Here is a 19,781-nt window from a genome sequence, read left to right as displayed (position 1 = left end):
CGTGGCGTCGTCAGGCGACGTCCTCTCCTACGTTCGTCAAACCCTTTACGGAGATCACGGAATGGCTCTTGTTCGCGGCGCTGCGTTCGCCCTGATCGCCTCGGGCCTGCTGCTCGGGGGCTGCTCCAGCCTTCCGTTCGGCGGGTCAAAGGCCAAGGCGCCCACGATGGAGGCCCAGTTGGGCATCGGCGTGAACGCCTATCTGTGGCGCGCCACCCTGGACACCCTGTCCTTCATGCCCCTGGACAGCGCCGACCCCTGGGGCGGCGTGGTGAACTATGACTGGTACGTCAATCCGCAGGCGCCGAACGAGCGCTTCAAGGCGACCGTCTTCATCCTGGACCGCCGTCTGCGCGCCGACGCCCTGAACGTCGCCATCACCAAGGAAGTCAAGGACGCCGCCGGTGCCTGGGTTTCCGCTCCGGTCGCGGCCCAGACCGAAACCGATCTGGAGAACGCCATCCTGACCAAGGCGCGCCAGCTCAACCTCGCCAACGCGGCCCGTCGCTAACAAAGCCGCTAAGACCGGCCGCCTAACCTCTTTCGTCTCAATGCGTCCTCAGGCCCGCCTCAAGCTTCGCGCCTGAGGCGCCGCCTCAGGATACGCCGTGGCCCGTTACGAGCCTAAGACCGCCGAACCCCGCCAGCAGGCCCGATGGGCCGAGGCCGACGCCTTTTCGGTGTCCAACGCCGACACCGGCCGCCCGAAATACTACGTCCTGGAGATGTTCCCCTATCCGTCGGGCAACATCCACATGGGCCACGCCCGCAACTATGTGATGGGCGACGTGGTGGCGCGCTGGAAGCGGGCGCAAGGGTTCGACGTCCTGCACCCGATGGGCTGGGACGCCTTCGGCATGCCCGCCGAGAACGCGGCCATGGAGCGCGGCGTCCATCCCGGCGACTGGACCTGGTCCAACATCGCGACGATGCGCGACCAGCTGAAGCTGCTGGGCCTGTCGCTGGACTGGAGCCGCGAGTTCGCCACCTGCGACCCCGAATACTATGGCAAGCAGCAAGCTTGGTTCCTGGAGCTGTTCAAGCGCGGCCTGGTCTATCGCAAGGACGGCGTGGTCAACTGGGACCCGGTCGACAACACCGTCCTGGCCAATGAGCAGGTCATCGACGGGCGCGGCTGGCGCTCGGGCGCCGTGGTCGAGAAGCGCAAGCTGAACCAGTGGTTCCTGCGCATTACTCAGTATGCCGACGATCTGATCGACGGCCTGGCCGAGCTGGAAGGCCGCTGGCCCGAGAAGGTCCGCCTGATGCAGGAAAACTGGATCGGCCGGTCCAAGGGTCTGCAGATGAAATGGGCCTGGGCGGCCGCCGCCCCGGCTGGTTTCAATGACGGGCTGGAGATCTACACCACCCGCCCGGACACCCTGTTCGGCGCCAGCTTCATGGGTCTGGCCCCCGATCATCCGATCTCGAAGCAACTGGCCGAGGCTGACCCCAAGGTCGCCGCCTTCGTCGCCGAATGCCGCAAGGGCGGCGCCAGCCAGGCCGACATCGAACAGGCCGAGAAGATCGGCTGGGACACGGGCCTGAAGGTCATCCACCCCTTCACCGGCGCCGAGGTTTCGGTGTGGATCGCCAACTTCATCCTGTCCGACTACGGAACGGGCGCCATCTTCGCCTGCCCCGCGCATGACCAGCGCGATCTGGACTTCGCCCGCAAATACGATCTGCCGGTGATCCCGGTCGTCCGCCCCGAAGGCGCAGGCGACGACTTCGCCGTGACGGACGAGGCCTATACCGGCCCCGGCTCCATCTTCCATTCCGACTTCCTGAACGGTCTGGATATCGAGACCGCCAAGGCCGAGGCCATCCGCCGCATCGAGGCCGCCGGAACGGGCGAAGGCGCGACCATCTATCGTCTGCGTGACTGGGGCGTCAGCCGTCAGCGCTACTGGGGCTGCCCCATCCCGGTCATCCACTGCGAGGCCTGCGGCGTCGTGCCGGTCCCGGCCGATCAGCTGCCGGTCGAACTGCCCAAGGACGTCACCTTCGACGTGCCCGGCAACCCGCTGGATCGGCACCCGACCTGGAAGCACGTCAACTGCCCGTCGTGCGGCGCCGCCGCCCGACGCGAGACGGACACGCTCGACACCTTCGTCGACAGCTCCTGGTATTTCGCCCGCTTCGCCGACCCCAAAGCCGCCGAGCCGATCAACAAGGCCGCCGCCGCCAAATGGCTCCCGGTGGACCAATACATCGGCGGCGTCGAGCACGCGGTCCTGCATCTGCTCTACGCCCGCTTCATCACCCGCGCCCTGTCGGACGCCGGCCTGATGGACGTGAAGGAGCCCTTCGCGGGCCTGTTCACCCAAGGCATGGTGGTCCATGAGACCTATTTCGACGGCCATGAAGACAGCGGTAAGCCCCGCTGGGTCGAACCGTCCGACGTGCGCATCGAGACCGTGGACGGCCAGCGCGTCGCCACCCGCCTGTCCACCGGCGCCGCCGTCACGATCGGCGACATCGAAAAGATGTCCAAGTCCAAGAAGAACGTGGTCGCGCCGCAGGACATCATCGCCGCCTATGGCGTGGACGCCGGGCGCCTGTTCATCCTGTCCGACAGCCCGCCCGAGCGTGACATTCAGTGGTCGACCGGCGGGGTCGAGGGCGCCGCCCGCTTCGTCCAGCGCGTCTGGGGCGAGTACGCCGCCTTCGACGCCGCCGCGCCCGCCAACGCCGATGCCGACGCCGCCCTGATCCGCGAGACGCACAAGGCCATCAAGGCGGTCAGCGAGGGCGTCGAGCATTTCCGCTTCAACTCGGCCGTGGCCAAGCTCTACGCCTTCCTGGCGACCATCCGTCAGCACGACAAGGCGGGCGCCGAGGCGAAGAAGACCGCCCTGGCCGCCCTGGCGCGGCTGATGGCGCCCTTCACCCCGCACCTGGCCGAGGAATGCTGGACCCAACTGGGCGAGGCCGGAATGGTGCTGGATGCGCCCTGGCCCGTCTTTGACGCCGCCCTGGCCGCCGACGACCAGGTCACCCTGCCCGTCCAGATCGGCGGCAAGCGTCGCGGCGAGGTCGTCCTGCCCCGCGGGTCGGACAATGCGACGGTCGAGGCCGCCGCCCTCGCCAATCCGACGGTTCAGGCCTACCTTGCCGCCAACAACCTCAGCATCCGCAAGGTGATCGTGGTGCCTGACCGTATCGTCAATCTGGTGGCCGGCTGATGCGTCGGCTGGCCCTGCTCGGCGTCCTGGCGGGCGCAAGCCTGCTGTCCGCCTGCGGCTTCACGCCCATGTATGGCGACAGCGGGGTCAGCAGCGGCCTGTCGCGCATCGCCGTGACGACGCCCGACGATCGCCTCGGCTATCGCCTGCGCGAGCAGCTGGAGGACGCCTTCGGCCGCGACGCCGCGCAGGCGCCGCTCTATCGCCTGACGACCGAGGTCGAGCACAAGCGCCGCCCCCTGGGCCGCCGAATCGACGACACGGCCAGCCGCTATGAGCTGACGGTCAGGGCCGCCTGGTCGCTGACCCCGGTGGCGGGCGGCGACCCCCTCAAGGGCGTCCAGACGACCACGGTGACCTACGCCTCCGCGGACCAGCCCTACGCCGCCATCGCCGCCCAGCAGGACGGCGAGGACCGCGCCGCCGCCGACCTGGCCCGCCTGATCCGCCTGGACATGATGCGCGTCCTGGCGGGACGCTGAAGGCCGCCGCATGATCCTGTCCAAGCGGCCCGACGTCGACCGCTTCCTGAAGGCGCCGGACCCTGCCGTCCGCGCGGCCGTCATCCACGGCAAGGACCGTTCGGGCGTGACCGAGCGCGCCCTGACGCTGTGCCGAACGATCACGCCGGACCTGAACGATCCCTTCAACGTCACCCTGCTGACCGAAGCCGACATCGACGGCGACGCCGTGCGGCTGGAAGAGGCTTTGACGGCGCTCAGCATGATCGGCGGGCGACGCCTGGTGCGCATCCGGATGTCGGACGGCAAGGCGGGTGTGGACAAGACCGTGGCCGCCGCCCTGACGGCGCACGCCGAGGGCGCCTACAATCCCGACGCCATGCTGGTGGTCGAGGCCGGGGCGCTCGGCCGTGAATCCGCCCTGCGCAAGGCTGCGGAAAAGGCCCAGGGCGCGGTCGCCATCGCCTGCTATGAGGATGAGGTCGGCGACGTCGCCCGCATGACGCGCGAGGCCCTGGGCGCCGACAAGGTGGGCCTGAGCTCGGACGCCCTGGACCGCTTCGTCGCCCGCCTGCCCCGCGAACGCGGCCTGATGCGCCAGGAGATCGAGCGGCTGATCCTCTACATCGGCCCCGGATCCGGCCGAACCATCGACGTAGAGGAACTGGACGCCCACCTGGGGGTCGAGCCCGACGCCTCCCTGTCCGACGCCGCGCTACAGGCGTTCGGCGGCCGCCCCGGTCCCGCCCAGGCGGGCCTGCGCCGCGCCCTGGCCGAAGGCGAAAGCGCCGTCATGGCGGTGCGCATGACCTCGCTTCATCTCGGAAAGCTGCGCCGGATCAACGTCCTGCAAGCCAATGGCGCGGGCGCCAAGGAGGCCGCCAAGGCCGCCGGCGTCTTCTGGAAGCAGGAGGCCGAAATGCTGCGTCAGGCGCGCGGGTGGCGGCTGGAGCTGCTCGACGAGGTGCAGGACAGCGTCAACACCGCCGACGTCATGACCAAGACCACGGGCATGCCCGAGGCCCTGATCGCCGAACGCCTGCTGCTGGAGATCGCCGCCCGCGCCAAACGCATGGGGCTTTGACGCGGCCGCTCGCCTACGCTCATCCCCGCTTGGACGCACGGCGAAAGGCTGGCTTGTTCAGGGCGGCGGCCTGACGCTGCATCGAGGTTTCGGTCGTACGTCCTCCGACAGCACCGCCGAACCCGGCGCCGTTCGAGCTCTTCGCCTGCTTCGCCGTCAGGGCGCGCTTGAGCGCTTCAGACGCGCTCGCCTTCTCAGATTTCTCGGTCATGGGCCGCATCCTAGCAGGAAGCGCCAGGAAAGGGGCCTCCAACGCCTGGATCAGTCCGTCGCCTCTAGGGTCATACGGGGCTGACGATCACGCCAAACACGCAGTATTGACAGAAACGTATATAGAGGTTTTCTATGGCGAGGATCGGTCCTCGATCATCGATCGGGTCGTCCGGCGCGCTCCCACCTGCTGGCGTGTCGGCCCCGCTCTCATCCCCGACTTGCCCGTCCCGGTTCGGTCCTGGACGGGCTTTTTCGTTTCAGCCCCTCATCAGGCGGCGGCACAGGTCGTCGAGTTGTTCCAGCGTGCCGTATCGAACGGTGATCTCACCCCTTCCGCCCTTGTCGGCCAGCGACACCTTCAAACCCAAGGCGTCCGACAGGTCCTGTTCCAGAGCGGCGATGTCGGCAGCGCCTTCGCCGCCCGTCCCTGCCCTGACCTTGGGCGCCTTCGGTCCCTCGGCGGCGCGACGGGCCAGCGCCTCCGTCTGACGCACGTTCAGGCCCTTTGAGATCACCTCCTGCGCCAACTGCTCGGCATTCGGCGCAGTGATCAGGGCGCGGGCATGACCTGCCGACAATTCGCCGCGCACCACATGCTCGCGCACCGCCTCGGGCAGTTGCAGCAGGCGAAGGGTGTTGGCGACATGGCTGCGGCTCTTGCCCACCACCCCGGCCAGGGCGTCCTGGGTGCGGCCGAAGCGCTCCATCAGGACGGCGTAGGCGTTGGCCTCCTCCATCGGGTTCAGGTCGGCGCGCTGGACGTTCTCAATGACGCCGACCTCCAGCACCTCGATGTCGTCCATCTCGCGCACGACGATCGGCACCTGGGTCAGGCGGGCCGCCTGGGCCGCGCGCCAGCGACGCTCGCCAGCGATGATCTGCCAATGCCCCGGCTGGCCCGGCTGGGTTCGGACCAGAATGGGCTGCAGCACCCCCTTGTCGCGGATCGACGCCGTCAGTTCGTCCAGATCGGTCTGGGCGAAGATCTTGCGCGGCTGGTCCGGATTGGGCTTCAGCGCCTCGATCGGGGCGCGCTGAACGCCGGCCGGCGCGGGACCGGTCGCATCGACGGCGACGGGATCCTGCGCGTTTTCTCCCAGAAGCGCCGAGAGACCCCGGCCCAGACCACGCTGACGTTCAGACAAGATGCTGTTTCCGCTGCTTTACAAGTTGGATCAGGCGGCCAGGGCCTGACGACGCTGACGCTCGCGCGCCACCAGTTCGCGGGCCAGTTTCAGATAGGCTTGGCTGCCCGCACATTTCAGATCATAGATGAGAGCCGGCTTGCCGAACGACGGCGCCTCGGACACCCGGACGTTACGGGGAATGACGCTGTCATAGACCTTGTCCCCGAAGTGGGCGCGCACGTCGGCCGCCACCTGGCCCGACAGGGCGTTGCGACGGTCGTACATGGTCAGCACCAGACCTTGAATATCCAGCGCCGGATTCAGGCTCTGGCGCACCATCTCGATCGTCCGCATCAGCTGCGTCAGGCCTTCCAGGGCGAAGAATTCGCACTGCAGCGGAACCAGAACCGCATCCGCCGCCGCCATGGCGTTCAGCGTCAGCAGGTTCAGCGACGGCGGGCAGTCGATCAGCACATAGTCATACCGGGAATGACCGTTGCCGCCCTGCTTCGCCAGGGCGTCGCGCAGACGATAGGAACGGCGATCCGACTGGCTCAGTTCAATCTCGACCCCTGACATGTCGGGATCGGCGGCGACGATAAACAGGCCGGGCACGGCGGTCTCGATGGCCGCCTCGTCCACCGGGCGGCCATCGACGATGACGTCGTAGATCGTCACCCGCCGTGTTTCACGTGGAACACCCAGCCCCGTCGAAGCATTGCCCTGCGGGTCCATATCGACGATCAGCACCTTCTCGTCGATCGCCGCCAGGGCCGTGCCCAGGTTGATGGCGGTCGTGGTCTTGCCCACGCCGCCCTTCTGGTTCGAGACCGCCAGGACGCGGGTTTCATGGGCGCGGGGCGGCTTTACGGACTCAACGGACACGGCGAAGGCTCCCCAGTGAAACGATGCGGCCGCGCGGATCGCTGCGCGAGACCGTAAGCTCGGCCTCAAACTGCCAGACCCGACGGGCCTCTTTCAACTCAGCCTCGGCCTTCTCTCCCTTGAGGAACAGGCCTTTTGCACCGCGTTGGAAGTAGGGCTGTGCATAACCCAGAAGCTTCTCCATCGCCGCCACCGCACGCGCCGTGACGATATCGACCGTGATCGCCTGCTCCTCGGCCCGCCCATTGACGACCGTGGCGGGCAGATCCAGCGCATCGACGATGGTCTGAAGAAAACGGCAGCGCTTGCCCAGGCTGTCGACCAGCCAGACATGGGCGCCGGGCCGGCCCTTCAGAAGGATGGCCAGAACGACGCCGGGAAACCCCGCCCCAGCCCCCAGATCGGCCCAGGTCTTCGCCTCCGGCGCAAGGTCCAGCAACTGGGCGCTGTCCCAGGCATGACGATTCCAGAAATCTGAAAGCGTGTCGGGACCGACCAGGTTCATCACCGCATTGGCCTCGGTCAGCATGGCCAGAAAGGTCTTCAGGTCGGCGATGTTGGCGTCGTTGGCGCCGGTCTGGGCGCGGAAAGTCTGAATGGCGTCCGACATCAGGCGACGACCGCCGACAGGTCGGCCGCCACGCCCTTGACCTTCTTCACATGCGCCAGAAGCGCCGTCAGGGCGCCCGGCGTCATGCCTTCAATCCGCCCCGCCTGGCCCAGAGTCAGCGGGCGGATCATGGCCAGCTTCTCGCGCACCTCGTTCGAAAGGGCGCCGATGGCCGCGTAGTCGAGGTCAGCCGGCAAGGCCAGCCCCTCCTCCCGGCGCAGGGCCTCCGCGTCCTGGGCCTGGCGGTCCAGATAGCCGGCGTAGACGGCGTCGATCTCGACCTGTTCGCGCACGGCGGCCGGCCAGTCGACGATCTCAGGGCGGATGGCGACGAAGTGATCCAAGGAGACATCGGGGAAGGCGAGCAGGTCGCGGATCGAACGACGCTGCCCGTCAGCGTTGACGGTAATGCCGAGCGCCCCCGCCTCCTTGGGCGTGAACTGTGTTTCACGTGAAACACGGTTCGCCCGGTCCAGCCGATCGGCCTTGTCCAGCCATACCTTGGCGCGGTCTGCGCCCACGATGCCCGCCTCGATGCCGATGGGCGTCAGGCGCTGATCCGCATTGTCGGCGCGCAGGGTCAGCCGATATTCGGCCCGGCTGGTGAACATGCGATAGGGTTCGGTAACGCCCCGCGTCACCAGATCATCGATCATCACGCCAATATAGGCCTGATCCCGGCCAAGGATCAGCGGGTCCGACCCCGCCGCCGCGCGGGCGGCGTTGAGCCCGGCGATCAGGCCTTGCGCCCCCGCCTCTTCATAGCCGGTCGTGCCGTTGATCTGGCCCGCCAGGTACAGGCCCGGCCGCTTCTTGACCTCCAGCGCGGGCGTCAGTTCGCGCGGGTCGACATAGTCGTACTCGATGGCGTAGCCGAAGCGGAACACCTCGACCGCTTCCAGCCCCGGCATGGTCTTGAGGAAGGCCATCTGGGTGGCGTCGGATACCGAGGTCGAGATGCCGTTCGGATAGACGCTGGGGTCATCCAGGCCTTCCGGCTCCAGGAAGACCTGGTGGCTGGTCTTGTCGGCGAAGCGCACCACCTTGTCCTCGATTGAGGGGCAATAGCGCGGCCCCCGGCCCGACAGCCGTCCGCCATAGACAGCGCTTTCGCCGAGGTTGTCGGCGATGATGCGGTGCGTCTCTTCCGTCGTGTGGGTGACACCGCAGGCGATTTGCGGCACGTCGATGCGATCGGTCAGGAAGCTGAAGGGTACGGGCTGGTCGTCCGCCGCCTGCATCTCCAGCCGCTCCCAGGCGATGGTGCGTCCGTCCAGACGGGCGGGCGTGCCGGTCTTCAGCCGGCCCATCATCAGGTCGGCAGCGTGCAGATCGCCGGCCAGTCCGGTCGAAGGGTCTTCGCCATAGCGCCCCGCCGGAATCCGCAGATCGCCGCGATGGATGACCCCGTTAAGGAAGGTGCCGGTCGTCAGCACCACGGCGCCCGCGCGGATCGTCTCCCCTGCCCCTGTCGCCACGCCGACCACGCGGTCGCCGTTGAGGATCAAGCCCTCGGCCGTGCCCGCCATCAGGGTCAGGTTGGCATAGTCCGCCAGTTCGGCCTGCATGGCCTCGCGATACAGGCGCCGGTCGATCTGGCTGCGCGGGCCGCGCACGGCGGCGCCCTTGGAGCGGTTCAACATGCGGAATTGGATGCCCGACACATCCGCCAGCCGGCCCATGAGGCCATCGAGCGCGTCGATCTCGCGCACAAGATGCCCCTTGCCCAGGCCGCCGATGGCCGGGTTGCAGCTCATCTCGCCGATGGTCTCCAGCTTCTGGGTCAGAAGCAGGGTGCGCGCGCCTGCGCGTGCTGCGGCGGTCGCCGCCTCGCAACCGGCGTGACCGCCGCCGATGACGACGACGTCGAAGGTGTGGTCGGGGGTCAAACTCATGGCGTCCACATAGTCCATTCGAGCCGGAATCGCCACCGGCCCCAGAACGGTTGTTTCACGTGAAACGGGCGAAAGCCGGGCCTATTTGCCGATGCAGAAGGAAGAGAAGACCTCGCCCAGAATGTCCTCCACCCCGATGGCTCCGGTGACGCGGGCCAGGGCGTCGGCGGCGCGGCGCAGGTCGTCGCCCGCCATCTCCGGCGCCAGATCGAGCGCGCGGCGTCCCGCCTCGACAGCAGCCAATGCCTCTGCCAGGCGACGACGATGCCGCTCGCGCGTCACAGCCGGGAAGTCGGCGCCCGACAGGTCGCGCGCCAGGCGGGCCGCGATCCAGTCGTGCAGTTCGGCCAGCCCCTGCCCTGTCGTCGTGCTGACCCTCAAGGCCTCGAGAGCGGGCGCGCCCGCCACGGCGCCGAGGTCGGCCTTGTTCAGCACCTGAAGATCGGACGGGCGGACGAAGACAGAGGCCGGGTCCTCAGCCCCCTCGGTCGAAGGGGAGCGGACCCACAGGCGCAGGTCGGCGCCCTCGGCGCGCAGACGGGCGCGGCGAATGCCCTCGGCTTCGACCGGATCGTCGCTGTCGCGCAGACCCGCCGTGTCCGACAAGGTGACGGCGTAGCCGCCGATCATGATGTCCGCGTCCAGCACGTCGCGCGTCGTCCCGGCGATGGGGGTGACGATGGCCGCCTCGCGCGCGACAAGGGCGTTGAACAGCGACGACTTGCCCGCATTCGTCTCGCCGATCAGGACGATGCGATAGCCCTCGCGCACCCGTCGCCCGCGATCGGAATCGGCCAGGGCCGCGCGCAGGTCAGCGGCCAGAGCGTCCAGCACCAGCCCGGCGGTGCGCGCCAGATTGTCGGGCACTTCCTCGTCGGGGAAGTCGATCTCGGCCTCGACCAGGGACAGAGCCTTCAGGAGATCGCGGCGAAATCCGGCGTAGGTAGCGGACAGGGCGCCGTCGAGCTGTCCCAGGGCCTGAGACTTCTGGGCTTCCGTTTCGGCGTCGATCAGATCGGCGACGGCCTCGGCCTGGGCCAGGTCCATGCGGCCGTTCTGGAAGGCCCGTCGGGTGAACTCGCCGGGCTCGGCCGGACGCAGACCCAGAGCGATCAGGGCGGTGCTGGCCGCTTCCACCACGGCGCGACCGCCATGCAGATGCAGTTCGGCCGAATCCTCGCCCGTGTAGGAGCGCGGGGCGACGAAGCGCAGCACCAGGGCCTCGTCGATCAGACGGCCTTCGTGGCGCAGGCTGCGCACCGAGGCCAGACGCGGGGTCAGCCCTCCGGCCCCCAACGCCGTCAGCGCCGACTCCGTGGCCGACCCGGACAGGCGCAGCACCGCGATGGCTCCCCGCCCCGGCGGGGTGGCGAGGGCGAAGATGGTGTCGCTCACGTCGTCAGGCCCACGTCTTCAGATTCAGGGCTTGGCCGCGCCCGTGACGGCGGCTTCCATCAGGCGGCGGAACTGATCCTGGGCCTGAACGCCGAAGCTGGTCCAGGTCTTCATCAGTTCGTCGGGCTGCATGGCGGCCATGTTGGCGTCCATGCGCTTCTGCATCTCGGCGACCAGATGATCGTTGAGCGGCGTCACGTCCGGCAGGCCCAGAAAGGCGCGGGCCTCTGCCGGGGTGCAATCGATCTCGATGTTCAGCTTCATAACGCCCTCACTTGTTTCACGTGAAACACGCCCTCAAGCAGCCGCCCGCCGGGCGGGCGGCGCCAGGGCAGGAATTATGTGTTCATCGACTGGAAGAAATCGCCGTTGTTCTTCGACTGGCGCAGCTTGTCGAGCAGGAACTCGATCGCGTCCTGCGGGCCCATCGGGTTGAGGATACGGCGCAGGACATAGGTCTTGGCCAGTTGATCCTTCGGCGTGATGAGGTCTTCCTTCCGGGTGCCGGACTTGAGCACGTCGATGGCCGGGAAGATGCGCTTGTCGGCGACCTTGCGGTCTAGGACGATTTCCGAGTTGCCGGTGCCCTTGAACTCTTCGAAGATCACCTCGTCCATGCGGCTGCCGGTGTCGATCAGGGCGGTGGCGATGATGGTCAGCGACCCACCCTGCTCCACATTGCGCGCGGCGCCGAAGAAGCGCTTCGGACGTTGCAGGGCGTTGGCGTCGACGCCGCCGGTCAGCACCTTGCCCGACGACGGAACGGTGGCGTTGTAGGCGCGGCCCAGGCGGGTGATGGAGTCCAGCAGGATCACCACGTCCTTCTTGTGCTCGACCAGGCGCTTGGCCTTTTCAATCACCATTTCGGCGACGGCGACGTGGCGCGAGGCGGGCTCGTCGAAGGTAGAGGCGACGACCTCGCCCTTCACCGTGCGCTGCATGTCGGTGACTTCTTCGGGGCGTTCGTCGATCAGCAGGACGATCAGGAAGACTTCCGGGTGGTTGCGCTCGATCGACTTGGCGATGTTCTGCAGCATGACCGTCTTACCGACGCGCGGCGGGGCGACGATCAGGCAGCGCTGGCCCTTGCCGAGCGGGGCGACGATGTCGATGACCCGACCCGAGCGGTCCTTCAGCGTCGGGTCCTGGATTTCCATGTGCAGGCGCTCTTCGGGATAGAGCGGCGTCAGGTTGTCGAACAGGACCTTGGTCTTGACCATCTCCGGATCTTCGAAGTTGATCGTGTCGACCTTGAGCAGGGCGAAATAGCGCTCGCCCTCACGCGGGCCGCGCACGGCGCCGTGCACCGTGTCGCCCGAGCGCAGGCCGAAGCGGCGGATCTGCGACGGCGAGACATAGACGTCGTCCGGACCCGGCAGGTAGTTGGCGTCGGGACTGCGCAGGAAGCCGAAGCCGTCCGGCAGGATCTCCAGCACGCCCGAGGCGATGATCTCGACCTCTTCATCGGCCAGGGTCTTGAGGATGGCGAACAGCAGGTCCTGCTTGCGCAGGTTGCCGGCGTTCTCGATGTCCAGACCCTCGGCGAAGGCGACCAGGTCTTCCGGCGTCTTCTCGTTCAGTTCCTGAAGCGTGATGCGGCCGTTGGGGACGATGGGCTCGCCGTCGTCGTCCTCATCGTCGTCCTCGGCCGTGGTGTCGACGCCGTGGTCGTCGTCTTCGGCGACGGGCGCGACGACGGTTTCTTCCGGCGCGGCTTCCTCGACTGGCGCGGCGGCGCGACTGCCGCCCAGGCTCAGGGTGCGGCGCGGCCGCTCGACAGGCGTTTCCGCCGTGTTTTCAGGGACTTCGGTTTCCGGCGTCTCAGGCGTATCGGTCATGATGGCGTGCTCGTTCGCGCACCCGAACGCCGCAGGGCGCCCAAGAGCAGAAGGTCGTCGATGGCTTCAGCCGCAGGGGCTGGGAGGGAGGGCGACGGTCTCCCGCAGGTTCGAACCGGCAGGCGTCGCGAAAAGAGAGGGACCGCACTGCACGGATCGGCCGCACGGTTCACCGTAGCGGAACCACGAAAGACCCGCGCGGGTCAAGGGCCCTCAAGCAGCGCGCGCCCCCGTCGCTCGCGTCAGGACTTCTAGAATGTCCACTCCATCGTCACCGACAACACCATGATGATGGCCAGGACGAAGGGAATCTCATTGGTCATCCGCCAGAAACGCCCCGAATATTTCGACGTGCCGGCCGCGATCTTCTTGCGCTGCCCAGCCAGGAAGCCGTGCCAAGCCGCCAACAAGAAGACGCCGATCAGCTTGGTCACCATCCACGGCTGATGGGCGAAGGACCAGTCGGCGCCGTCGCCGCTGCGCAGCCACAGCAGCCAGCCGCCGAAGACGAAGGCCAGGATCATCGCCGGATTGATGATGATGCGCAGCAGACGCGTCTGCCAGACCCGCAACAGGGCCTGCACCTCGCCGCGCAGGGGTTCGGGCTTGGCGTTCTGCTCGGCGTCATAGGCGAACAGACGCGGGAGGAAGAGCATTCCGGCCATCCAGGCGATCACCGCCAGAATGTGCAGCCCGCGGGCCAGGTTGTAATAGTCCATGTCGCTCCCCTCAGGCCGCCCTGGAGACCTTTGAACAGCCAGACGGACAGGCTTTCAAGTGGGCGCATGGTCCGCCCTGAGAAGCCCCCTGCGGCGCGATCCCCGGCGTCTCCAGCGCCCGCTCGACCGCTTGGGCCAGGGCGGTGATGAAGACCGGGTCCGCGCTGACCGTCGGGGCGCGTAAATAAGGGGCGCAACCGACCTTGTGCGCCAATTCGCCGTATTCCATGTCCAGTTCGACTAGGGTCTCGATGTGTTCTGAGACGAAGGCGATGGGCACGACGACGGCGCCCACGCCGTCCCGGCCCGCCTGCTCGATGGCGTCCGGCGTGGCCGGTCCCAGCCATTTCAGCGGCCCGACCCGGCTCTGATAGCAGATGGCCCAATCGGTCAGGCTCATGTGCTCGACCACGGCGGCCACGGTGGCCTCGACCTGAGCCTGATAAGGATCGCCGGCGGCGACCAGCTTCTCAGGGATGCCGTGGGCCGAGAACAGCACCCGAACCGGCTTTCCTTCGGCCTTATCAAGTGTTTGCCTTATCAGACGCGCCTGGGCCTCGATCAGCCCCTCAGCGTCCGGATAGCAGCAGACGACGTGGGTCTCGCCGGGGCCGTCGTAGCACTCGGTCCACTTCTTCAGCGAGGAGGCCGTCGTGGTGGTCGAGAACTGCGGATAGAGGGGCAGAAGGACGATCTTGTCCGGCTGGAAAGCCTTGACCGCCGCCGCCGCCTCTTCCGTCAGCGGATGCCAGTAGCGCATGGCGATGAAGACGCGGCTGTCGTCGCCCGGCGCGGCGTCGGCCAGGGCGCGCGACAGAGCTTCAGCCTGCTTCTGCGTCTCGGGCAGCAGGGGAGAGCCGCCGCCCATCAGGGCGTAGTTGGCCTGGGCCGAGGTCTCGCGACGGCTGGAGATCAGCTTCGCCAGAGGCGTGCGGAACACCCCCGGCAAGCCAATGATCGCCGGGTCGTTGAACAGGTTGAACAGGAAGGGTTTGACCGCTTCGGGGCGATCAGGACCGCCCAGATTGGTCAGAACAACCGCCACGCGCCGGTTGGGTCGTCCCTCGGGGTTTGTGGCGGCCTTGTTCATTGGGCGCCGATCCGCTTCAGCACCTGTTCGACATGGGCGATCGGAACGTCCGGCAGGATGCCGTGGCCCAGATTGAAGATCCACGGCCCCTGGCCCCAGGCCTCCATCAGTTGGTCGACGCGGCGGTCCAAGGCGTCGCCGCCCGCGCGCAGCAGCAGGGGGTCCAGCGCGCCCTGGATGGGCTTGATCGCCTGGACGCGCTGGCCGACCTCCAGGGGACAGGCGGTGTCCAGCGCCACGCCCTGCACGTCGCATTCGCGCGCATAGCGTTCAGCCAGGGCCGCCGAGCCCCTCGGGAAGCCGATCAGAGGCACGGTGACCCCCAGTTCGCGGGCGCGGGCGACCAGCTTCTGATGCGGCTTCAGCACCAGGGTCTCGAACAGATCGTCGGGCAGGCCCTCGGCCCAGCTCTCGAAGATCTTCAGGACCTGGGCGCCGGCGTCCTGCTGCATCTTCAGATAGCGGGCAGTGGCTTCCACCAGCACGTCCAGCAGGCCGTAGACGATCTCGGGCTGGGTGTAGGCGTAGGTGCGCGCCAGACCGCGCTCGCCCTTGCCCATGGTGCGGTGTTCGCCGTCCACCATATAGGTGGCCACGGTCCACGGCGCCCCGGCGAAACCGATCAGGGCCCGTTCCGGCTCGAGTTCCGCGCGCACCAGGCTGAGCGTCTGGCCCACGGCCTTGAGCGCTTCTCCAGCCTGCTGAGCCTTGTCGGCCATCGACTGCACGGACGGCAGAGCGCCCAGGCGCGGCCCCTCCCCCGCCTCGAACCACACCTTCTGGCCCAGGGCGCCGGGGATCAGCAAGATGTCGGCGAAGACGATGGCGGCGTCGAAGCCGAAACGGCGCATCGGCTGCAGCGTCGCCTCGGCCGCCATCTCAGGGTTCAGACAGAAGGCGATGAAGTCCGGCGCCTTGGCTCGCAGCTCGCGGTATTCCGGCAGGTAGCGCCCGGCCTGACGCATGAACCACACGGGCGGGCGAGAAAGGGTTCGGCCTTGGAGAGCCTGGATCAGAAGGGGCGTGCTCATGTCTCGGCCTTTAGGATGCACACCCTCAAGCCTCAATCCCTATTCAGATTTAAGAATTGAAAGAATTAGAGGTTGGAAGCAGGGCCGGGGAGCGCGGGGATAAGTGTCGACAGTCCCGGTTCGACTCCCTTTTGTCCCCTGTCGGCGACGGAGAAATCCGGGCGTTTACAAGGCGGGGTGTGAGTCGTGGGGATAAGCCGTGAAACACCCGCGGGACTCGGCTTCCTCTCTGGGCGCCGTTGTGGGTGAATCCACGGGCGCCGTTGTTGGACAAATTGTCCGACCCCCAGAACGGGATGAATCTCCGGCGCCCAGGCGGACGACTCCGGCGCCGATCGGGGCGACGGCGCCCGCGATCCCCGCTCGCGACCGGCGTCGGGGCTTGCTAGAGGATTCGGCGCCCGGTCTTTCACGAACGGCGCCCCGGCTTTTCAACAGGGCGCGGGGATGGTCTGACCGGTTCGGAGAAGGAGACGCCGTCCTCATGAGCCCCGCCCGCCCTCCCGGCGCCTCGCGCCTGGCCACCTATTTTCACGTCCACCTGGTGTCGGACTCGACCGGCGAGACGCTGAACGCCATGGCCAAGGCGGTGATCGCCCGCTTCGACGGCGTCATTCCGATCGAGCACATCTACGCCCTGGTGCGGTCGACCAAGCAGATGGATCGCGTGCTTGAAGAGGTGGCCGCAGCCCCCGGCGTGGTGCTGCACACCCTCGTCGATCGGGACCTGCGCGAGCAGCTGGAGGAAGGCTGCCGTCGGCTGCAGATGCCGCAGATCGGGGCGCTGGACCCGCTGGTGGGGGCCTTGTCGCGTTATCTGGGGGCGGACGTTTCGGCCCGGGTCGGGGCGCAGCACGCCCTGGATACGGGCTATTTCAACCGCATGAGCGCGCTCGACTACGCTATCGCCCATGACGACGGCCAGGGCACGCTGGAGCAGCTGGAGGCGGCGGACGTGGTGCTGTGCGGCGTCAGCCGCACCTCCAAGACGCCGACCTGCATCTATCTGGCGCATCGAGGCATTCGCGCGGCCAATGTGCCCCTGGTGCCCGGCCAGGAGGACGGCGAGCGGCTGACCGGGCTGAAGAATCCCCTCGTCGTCGGCCTGACCGTGTCGCCTGATCGCCTGGTGCAGATCCGCCGAAATCGGCTGGACGGGCTCAATGCGGGCCATGCCTCGGCCTATGTCGATCATGACGCCGTGCGCGAAGAGACCATCAAGGCCCGACGCGCCTTCGAGCGGCGGGGCTGGCCGACCATTGATGTGACGCGCCGCTCGGTCGAGGAGACGGCGGCCGCCATCATCAACCTGTTGAGCGAGCGGCGCAGCCGCAAGCTGGGAGCCCCGATGTGACGACGACCGACGGCGAACGCCTGATCCTGGCCTCCAAGAGCGCCGCGCGCCACGCCATGTTGAGCGACGCGGGCGTGCCTTTCGTCGTCCAGGTCGCCGATGTGGACGAGGACGCGCTGAAGACGCCGGGCGTCGATCCGGTCGAGCTGGCGGTCGAGCTGGCGCGGGCCAAGGCCCTGGCCGTATCGCGCCATGACGCCGACGCCTGGGTGTTGGGCGCCGACCAGACCCTGGCCTTCGACGGCGGTCTGGTGTCCAAGGCGGCGACGCTGGACGCCGCGCGTGAACGGCTGTCGGCCATGCGCGGCCGCACGCATCAGCTTCATTCGGGCGCCGCCCTGGCCCGCAACGGCCAGGTCGTCTGGTCCGGGGTCGATACGGTCGAGATGAAGATGCGGGACTTCTCCGACGCCTTCCTCGACGCCTATCTGGCGGCGGAGGGCGAGGCGCTGCTGTCCTGCGTCGGCTCCTACCGGCTCGAGGGGCTGGGCGCGCAGCTGTTCGAGGCGGTGGAAGGCGACTATTTCACGGTCCTGGGCCTGCCGCTGTGGCCGGTCTTGGCCGAACTGCGTCGCGCGGGGGTGATCGCATCATGAACGGCAAGCCTGTCGGCCGCATCACCGGCGCCGCCCTGCTGGGCGGCATCGTCGGGTATCCGGTCAGCCATTCGCTCAGCCCGGTGATCCACAACGCCTGGCTGGAGGCGGGCGGAATCGACGCCGCCTACGCCGCTTTCGCGCCCCGGGATGCGGCGGGGTTCGAGGCTTTGGTGGCGGCGGGCCGCGCGGGGCTGATCGCCGGCGTCAACGTCACGGCGCCGTTCAAGGAACAGGCCTTCGCCCTGGCCGATGAAGCTGGGGCGGCGGCGCGCCTGACCGGCTCGGCCAACATCCTGGTCTTTGAAGAGGGCCGGGTGCGGGCCGAGAGCGCCGACGGCGCGGGCGTGCTCTACGCCCTGGCGGAACAGGCGCCGGGGTTGAAGCTGAACGGCGCCTCCGTCGTCATCCTGGGCGCGGGAGGCGCGGCGCGGGCGGGCGCGGGCGCCCTGATCGAGGCGGGCGCCGCCCTGTCCATCCTGAACCGCACGCGCGAGCGGGCCGAGGCTCTGGCCGCCGATCTGGGCCCGGCCGTTTCGGTCGCCCCGGACGCCGGCGTCCTGGAAGACGCCGATCTGGTCATCAACGCCTTGAGCGTGGCGCCGGACATCGCGCTGGAAACGCTCAAGCCGTCGGCGGTGGTCATGGACATGACCTACAAGCCTGTCGTCACGCCCCTGCTGGCGGCGGCGCGGGCGCGCGGCCTGACCGCCGTGGACGGTCTGGCCATGCTGATCGGCCAGGCGACGCCGTCGTTCGAGGCCATCTTCCGCCGCCCGCCGCCGCCGCTGGACCTGCGCGCCCTGCTTCTGGCGCATCTCGGAGAAGCGGTTTGATCGTCCTCGGCCTGACCGGCTCCATCGGCATGGGCAAGTCGACCACGGCGCGGATGTTCGCTGACGAAGGCGCCGTGGTGTGGGACGCCGACGCCGCCGTTCATCGCCTCTACGCCCCCGGCGGCGCGGCGGTCGCTCCGTTGGCGCAGGCCTTTTCCAGCGTGGTCGTGGACGGGGCTGTGGATCGGTCGCGTCTGGCCGAAGCCCTGGGAAGCGACGAGGCCGCCTTCCAGCGGCTGGAGGCCATCGTCCATCCGCTGGTCGCGGCTGACCGGGCCGAGACCTTGAAGACGGCGGCCGCGCAGGGCGCCCGGCTGGCGGTCGTGGACATCCCTCTTTTGTTCGAGACCGGCGGCGAGGCCTTCGTCGACGCCGTGGTCGTGGTCACGGCGGACGCCGAGGTTCAGGCGCAGCGCGTCCTGGCCCGTCCCGGCATGACGCCCGAACGGTTCGAAGCCATCCTGGCGCGCCAGACGCCGGACGCCGAAAAGCGTGCGCGCGCCGATTTCCTGATCGACACGGGTCACGGGCTGGACGCCGCGCGCGATCAGGTGCGCGCGGTCGTGAAGACCGTTCTGGCGCCGGACTGGCGATCGCCAACGAGCGCCGCCGGAGCATGACGCCGCCCGCGGTCCCTTCCGTCTGGAAGCTGACGAAGCTGACCCTCCTGGCCGAGGGGATTGGCGGCTCGGTCTGGCGAGCCGTGGACAGCGACGGCCGCACGAGCGTGGTCAAACGTTTGAGCCCGCAGGCGCCGCCGGACGCGCCCCAGGCCCTGGCCTGGCTGCGTTGGCGTGACGGAGCCGGCGCGATCCGCCTTCTGGACGCGGAGGGGGATTGGCAATGGCTTGAGGACGCCGGCCGCCGCACCCTGACCTCGGTGCTGGACGTCGAGGGCGACGCCGCCGCGACCCGCATCGCCGCCGATGTGCTGGGCGCGCTTCACGCGCTTTCGGATCGCCCGGCCGGGGGCCTCCAGACCATGGAGGACCGTTTCGCGGCGTTGAGGCTTGAGGCCGACAATCAGGGCGGCTTGTTCAGCGAGGCCGCAGGCCTGGCAGCGGGCCTGATGTCGGAAGGTGTGTTGATCCGGCCGCTGCACGGCGATCTTCATCACGACAACATCCTGCACGGCCCACGCGGCTGGCTGGCGATCGATCCGCACGGCGTCCTGGGCGATCCGGCCTATGATGCGGCCAATCTGCTCTACAATCCTGTGGAGCGGCTGGATCTTCGAACCGATCCCGAGCGGGCGCAGCGTCTAGCCCGGACCCTGGCGCCGGCGGTCGGACGGCCGGCACAGGCGATCCTGGCCTGGGGATTCTGTCACGCCTGCCTCTCCGCCGCCTGGCATCTGGAGGATGAGAACCGCGAGGAGGCGGCGCGGAGTCTGGAGGTCGCTCAGGCCATCCGTCGGACTCTGGAGGTCTGAGGCTTTCGTTCAGGGCCGAACCCCGGC

General features: G+C 68.2%; 20 protein-coding genes. 9 read left to right on the top strand and 11 right to left on the bottom strand.

Features of this window, described 5'->3' with window-relative positions; genetic code table 11:
- Nucleotides 1-61: 61 nt before the first annotated feature.
- From V8J38_RS01210 to holA, 4 genes are all read left to right on the top strand, one after another.
- Nucleotides 62-511 carry a DUF3576 domain-containing protein gene (locus tag V8J38_RS01210; protein ID WP_088410782.1) on the top strand — a complete coding sequence of 150 codons (450 nt, stop codon included), beginning with the start codon at nucleotides 62-64 and terminating at the stop codon, nucleotides 509-511.
- Nucleotides 512-608: 97 nt separating this feature from the next.
- Nucleotides 609-3,188, top strand: a complete 2,580-nt coding sequence (gene leuS / locus V8J38_RS01205; RefSeq protein ID WP_338577531.1) for a leucine--tRNA ligase — start codon at nucleotides 609-611, stop codon at nucleotides 3,186-3,188.
- Nucleotides 3,188-3,670: an LPS assembly lipoprotein LptE gene (gene lptE, locus V8J38_RS01200; RefSeq protein WP_338577530.1), complete on the top strand. Its 483-nt coding sequence runs from the start codon at nucleotides 3,188-3,190 to the stop codon at nucleotides 3,668-3,670. The genes leuS and lptE overlap by 1 nt, the downstream gene beginning before the upstream one ends.
- Nucleotides 3,671-3,680: 10 nt before the next feature.
- Nucleotides 3,681-4,733 carry a DNA polymerase III subunit delta gene (gene holA, locus V8J38_RS01195; RefSeq protein WP_338577528.1) on the top strand — a complete coding sequence of 351 codons (1,053 nt, stop codon included), beginning with the start codon at nucleotides 3,681-3,683 and terminating at the stop codon, nucleotides 4,731-4,733.
- A 19-nt stretch (nucleotides 4,734-4,752) separates the two neighbouring features.
- On the opposite strand, the gene V8J38_RS01190 is transcribed toward holA, so the two are convergent.
- The 11 genes from V8J38_RS01190 to hemE all read right to left on the bottom strand — a co-directional run bounded on the left by V8J38_RS01190 (nucleotide 4,753) and on the right by hemE (nucleotide 15,536).
- Complete coding sequence (locus tag V8J38_RS01190) at nucleotides 4,753-4,944, bottom strand: hypothetical protein (protein ID WP_338577526.1); 192 nt, start codon at nucleotides 4,942-4,944, stop codon at nucleotides 4,753-4,755.
- A 259-nt stretch (nucleotides 4,945-5,203) separates the two neighbouring features.
- The gene (locus V8J38_RS01185; RefSeq protein WP_422388352.1) at nucleotides 5,204-6,046 is read right to left on the bottom strand and encodes a ParB/RepB/Spo0J family partition protein; all 843 of its coding nucleotides are present in this window, start codon (nucleotides 6,044-6,046) and stop codon (nucleotides 5,204-5,206) included.
- Between the two features lie 75 nt (nucleotides 6,047-6,121).
- Nucleotides 6,122-6,958: a ParA family protein gene (locus tag V8J38_RS01180; RefSeq protein ID WP_338577522.1), complete on the bottom strand. Its 837-nt coding sequence runs from the start codon at nucleotides 6,956-6,958 to the stop codon at nucleotides 6,122-6,124.
- Complete coding sequence (gene rsmG / locus V8J38_RS01175; RefSeq protein WP_338577520.1) at nucleotides 6,948-7,568, bottom strand: 16S rRNA (guanine(527)-N(7))-methyltransferase RsmG; 621 nt, start codon at nucleotides 7,566-7,568, stop codon at nucleotides 6,948-6,950. Before rsmG ends, V8J38_RS01180 begins: the two co-directional genes overlap by 11 nt.
- Entirely contained in the window at nucleotides 7,568-9,481 is a 1,914-nt protein-coding gene (gene mnmG, locus V8J38_RS01170; RefSeq protein WP_338577518.1) for a tRNA uridine-5-carboxymethylaminomethyl(34) synthesis enzyme MnmG, read from the bottom strand. The genes rsmG and mnmG overlap by 1 nt, the downstream gene beginning before the upstream one ends.
- Nucleotides 9,482-9,544: 63 nt before the next feature.
- Nucleotides 9,545-10,858: a tRNA uridine-5-carboxymethylaminomethyl(34) synthesis GTPase MnmE gene (gene mnmE / locus V8J38_RS01165; RefSeq protein ID WP_338577516.1), complete on the bottom strand. Its 1,314-nt coding sequence runs from the start codon at nucleotides 10,856-10,858 to the stop codon at nucleotides 9,545-9,547.
- Between the two features lie 24 nt (nucleotides 10,859-10,882).
- Nucleotides 10,883-11,122: a DUF6489 family protein gene (locus tag V8J38_RS01160; RefSeq protein WP_003166554.1), complete on the bottom strand. Its 240-nt coding sequence runs from the start codon at nucleotides 11,120-11,122 to the stop codon at nucleotides 10,883-10,885.
- Between the two features lie 74 nt (nucleotides 11,123-11,196).
- The gene (rho, locus tag V8J38_RS01155; protein ID WP_338577514.1) at nucleotides 11,197-12,696 is read right to left on the bottom strand and encodes a transcription termination factor Rho; all 1,500 of its coding nucleotides are present in this window, start codon (nucleotides 12,694-12,696) and stop codon (nucleotides 11,197-11,199) included.
- Between the two features lie 251 nt (nucleotides 12,697-12,947).
- Nucleotides 12,948-13,415 carry a CopD family protein gene (locus V8J38_RS01150; protein WP_338577512.1) on the bottom strand — a complete coding sequence of 156 codons (468 nt, stop codon included), beginning with the start codon at nucleotides 13,413-13,415 and terminating at the stop codon, nucleotides 12,948-12,950.
- 10 nt (nucleotides 13,416-13,425) lie between these two features.
- Nucleotides 13,426-14,505 carry a ferrochelatase gene (gene hemH / locus V8J38_RS01145; RefSeq protein WP_338577510.1) on the bottom strand — a complete coding sequence of 360 codons (1,080 nt, stop codon included), beginning with the start codon at nucleotides 14,503-14,505 and terminating at the stop codon, nucleotides 13,426-13,428.
- A complete protein-coding gene (hemE, locus tag V8J38_RS01140; RefSeq protein WP_338577508.1) occupies nucleotides 14,502-15,536 on the bottom strand; it encodes a uroporphyrinogen decarboxylase in 1,035 nt (344 codons plus the stop codon). Before hemE ends, hemH begins: the two co-directional genes overlap by 4 nt.
- Before the next feature lie 484 nt (nucleotides 15,537-16,020).
- Here hemE and V8J38_RS01135 point away from each other — a divergent pair, with 484 nt between their 5' ends.
- Genes V8J38_RS01135 through V8J38_RS01115 form a run of 5 tightly spaced genes read left to right on the top strand, consistent with a single transcriptional unit; the run spans nucleotide 16,021 to nucleotide 19,754 of the window.
- Nucleotides 16,021-16,890: a pyruvate, water dikinase regulatory protein gene (locus V8J38_RS01135; RefSeq protein WP_291780450.1), complete on the top strand. Its 870-nt coding sequence runs from the start codon at nucleotides 16,021-16,023 to the stop codon at nucleotides 16,888-16,890.
- Nucleotides 16,887-17,486, top strand: a complete 600-nt coding sequence (locus V8J38_RS01130; protein WP_338577505.1) for a nucleoside triphosphate pyrophosphatase — start codon at nucleotides 16,887-16,889, stop codon at nucleotides 17,484-17,486. The genes V8J38_RS01135 and V8J38_RS01130 overlap by 4 nt, the downstream gene beginning before the upstream one ends.
- Complete coding sequence (locus V8J38_RS01125) at nucleotides 17,483-18,322, top strand: shikimate dehydrogenase (RefSeq protein ID WP_338577504.1); 840 nt, start codon at nucleotides 17,483-17,485, stop codon at nucleotides 18,320-18,322. Before V8J38_RS01130 ends, V8J38_RS01125 begins: the two co-directional genes overlap by 4 nt.
- On the top strand, nucleotides 18,319-18,942 hold the full coding sequence (gene coaE, locus V8J38_RS01120; protein WP_338577502.1) for a dephospho-CoA kinase: 624 nt from the start codon (nucleotides 18,319-18,321) through the stop codon (nucleotides 18,940-18,942). Before V8J38_RS01125 ends, coaE begins: the two co-directional genes overlap by 4 nt.
- A complete protein-coding gene (locus V8J38_RS01115; RefSeq protein ID WP_338577500.1) occupies nucleotides 18,939-19,754 on the top strand; it encodes an aminoglycoside phosphotransferase family protein in 816 nt (271 codons plus the stop codon). The genes coaE and V8J38_RS01115 overlap by 4 nt, the downstream gene beginning before the upstream one ends.
- Nucleotides 19,755-19,781: the final 27 nt, after the last annotated feature.

It is taken from the genome of Brevundimonas olei (genome assembly GCF_037055245.1).
GTDB lineage: Bacteria > Pseudomonadota > Alphaproteobacteria > Caulobacterales > Caulobacteraceae > Brevundimonas > Brevundimonas olei.
Note: the sequence above shows the minus strand (reverse complement) of the source record. Positions and strands in the feature narration are given on the sequence as shown.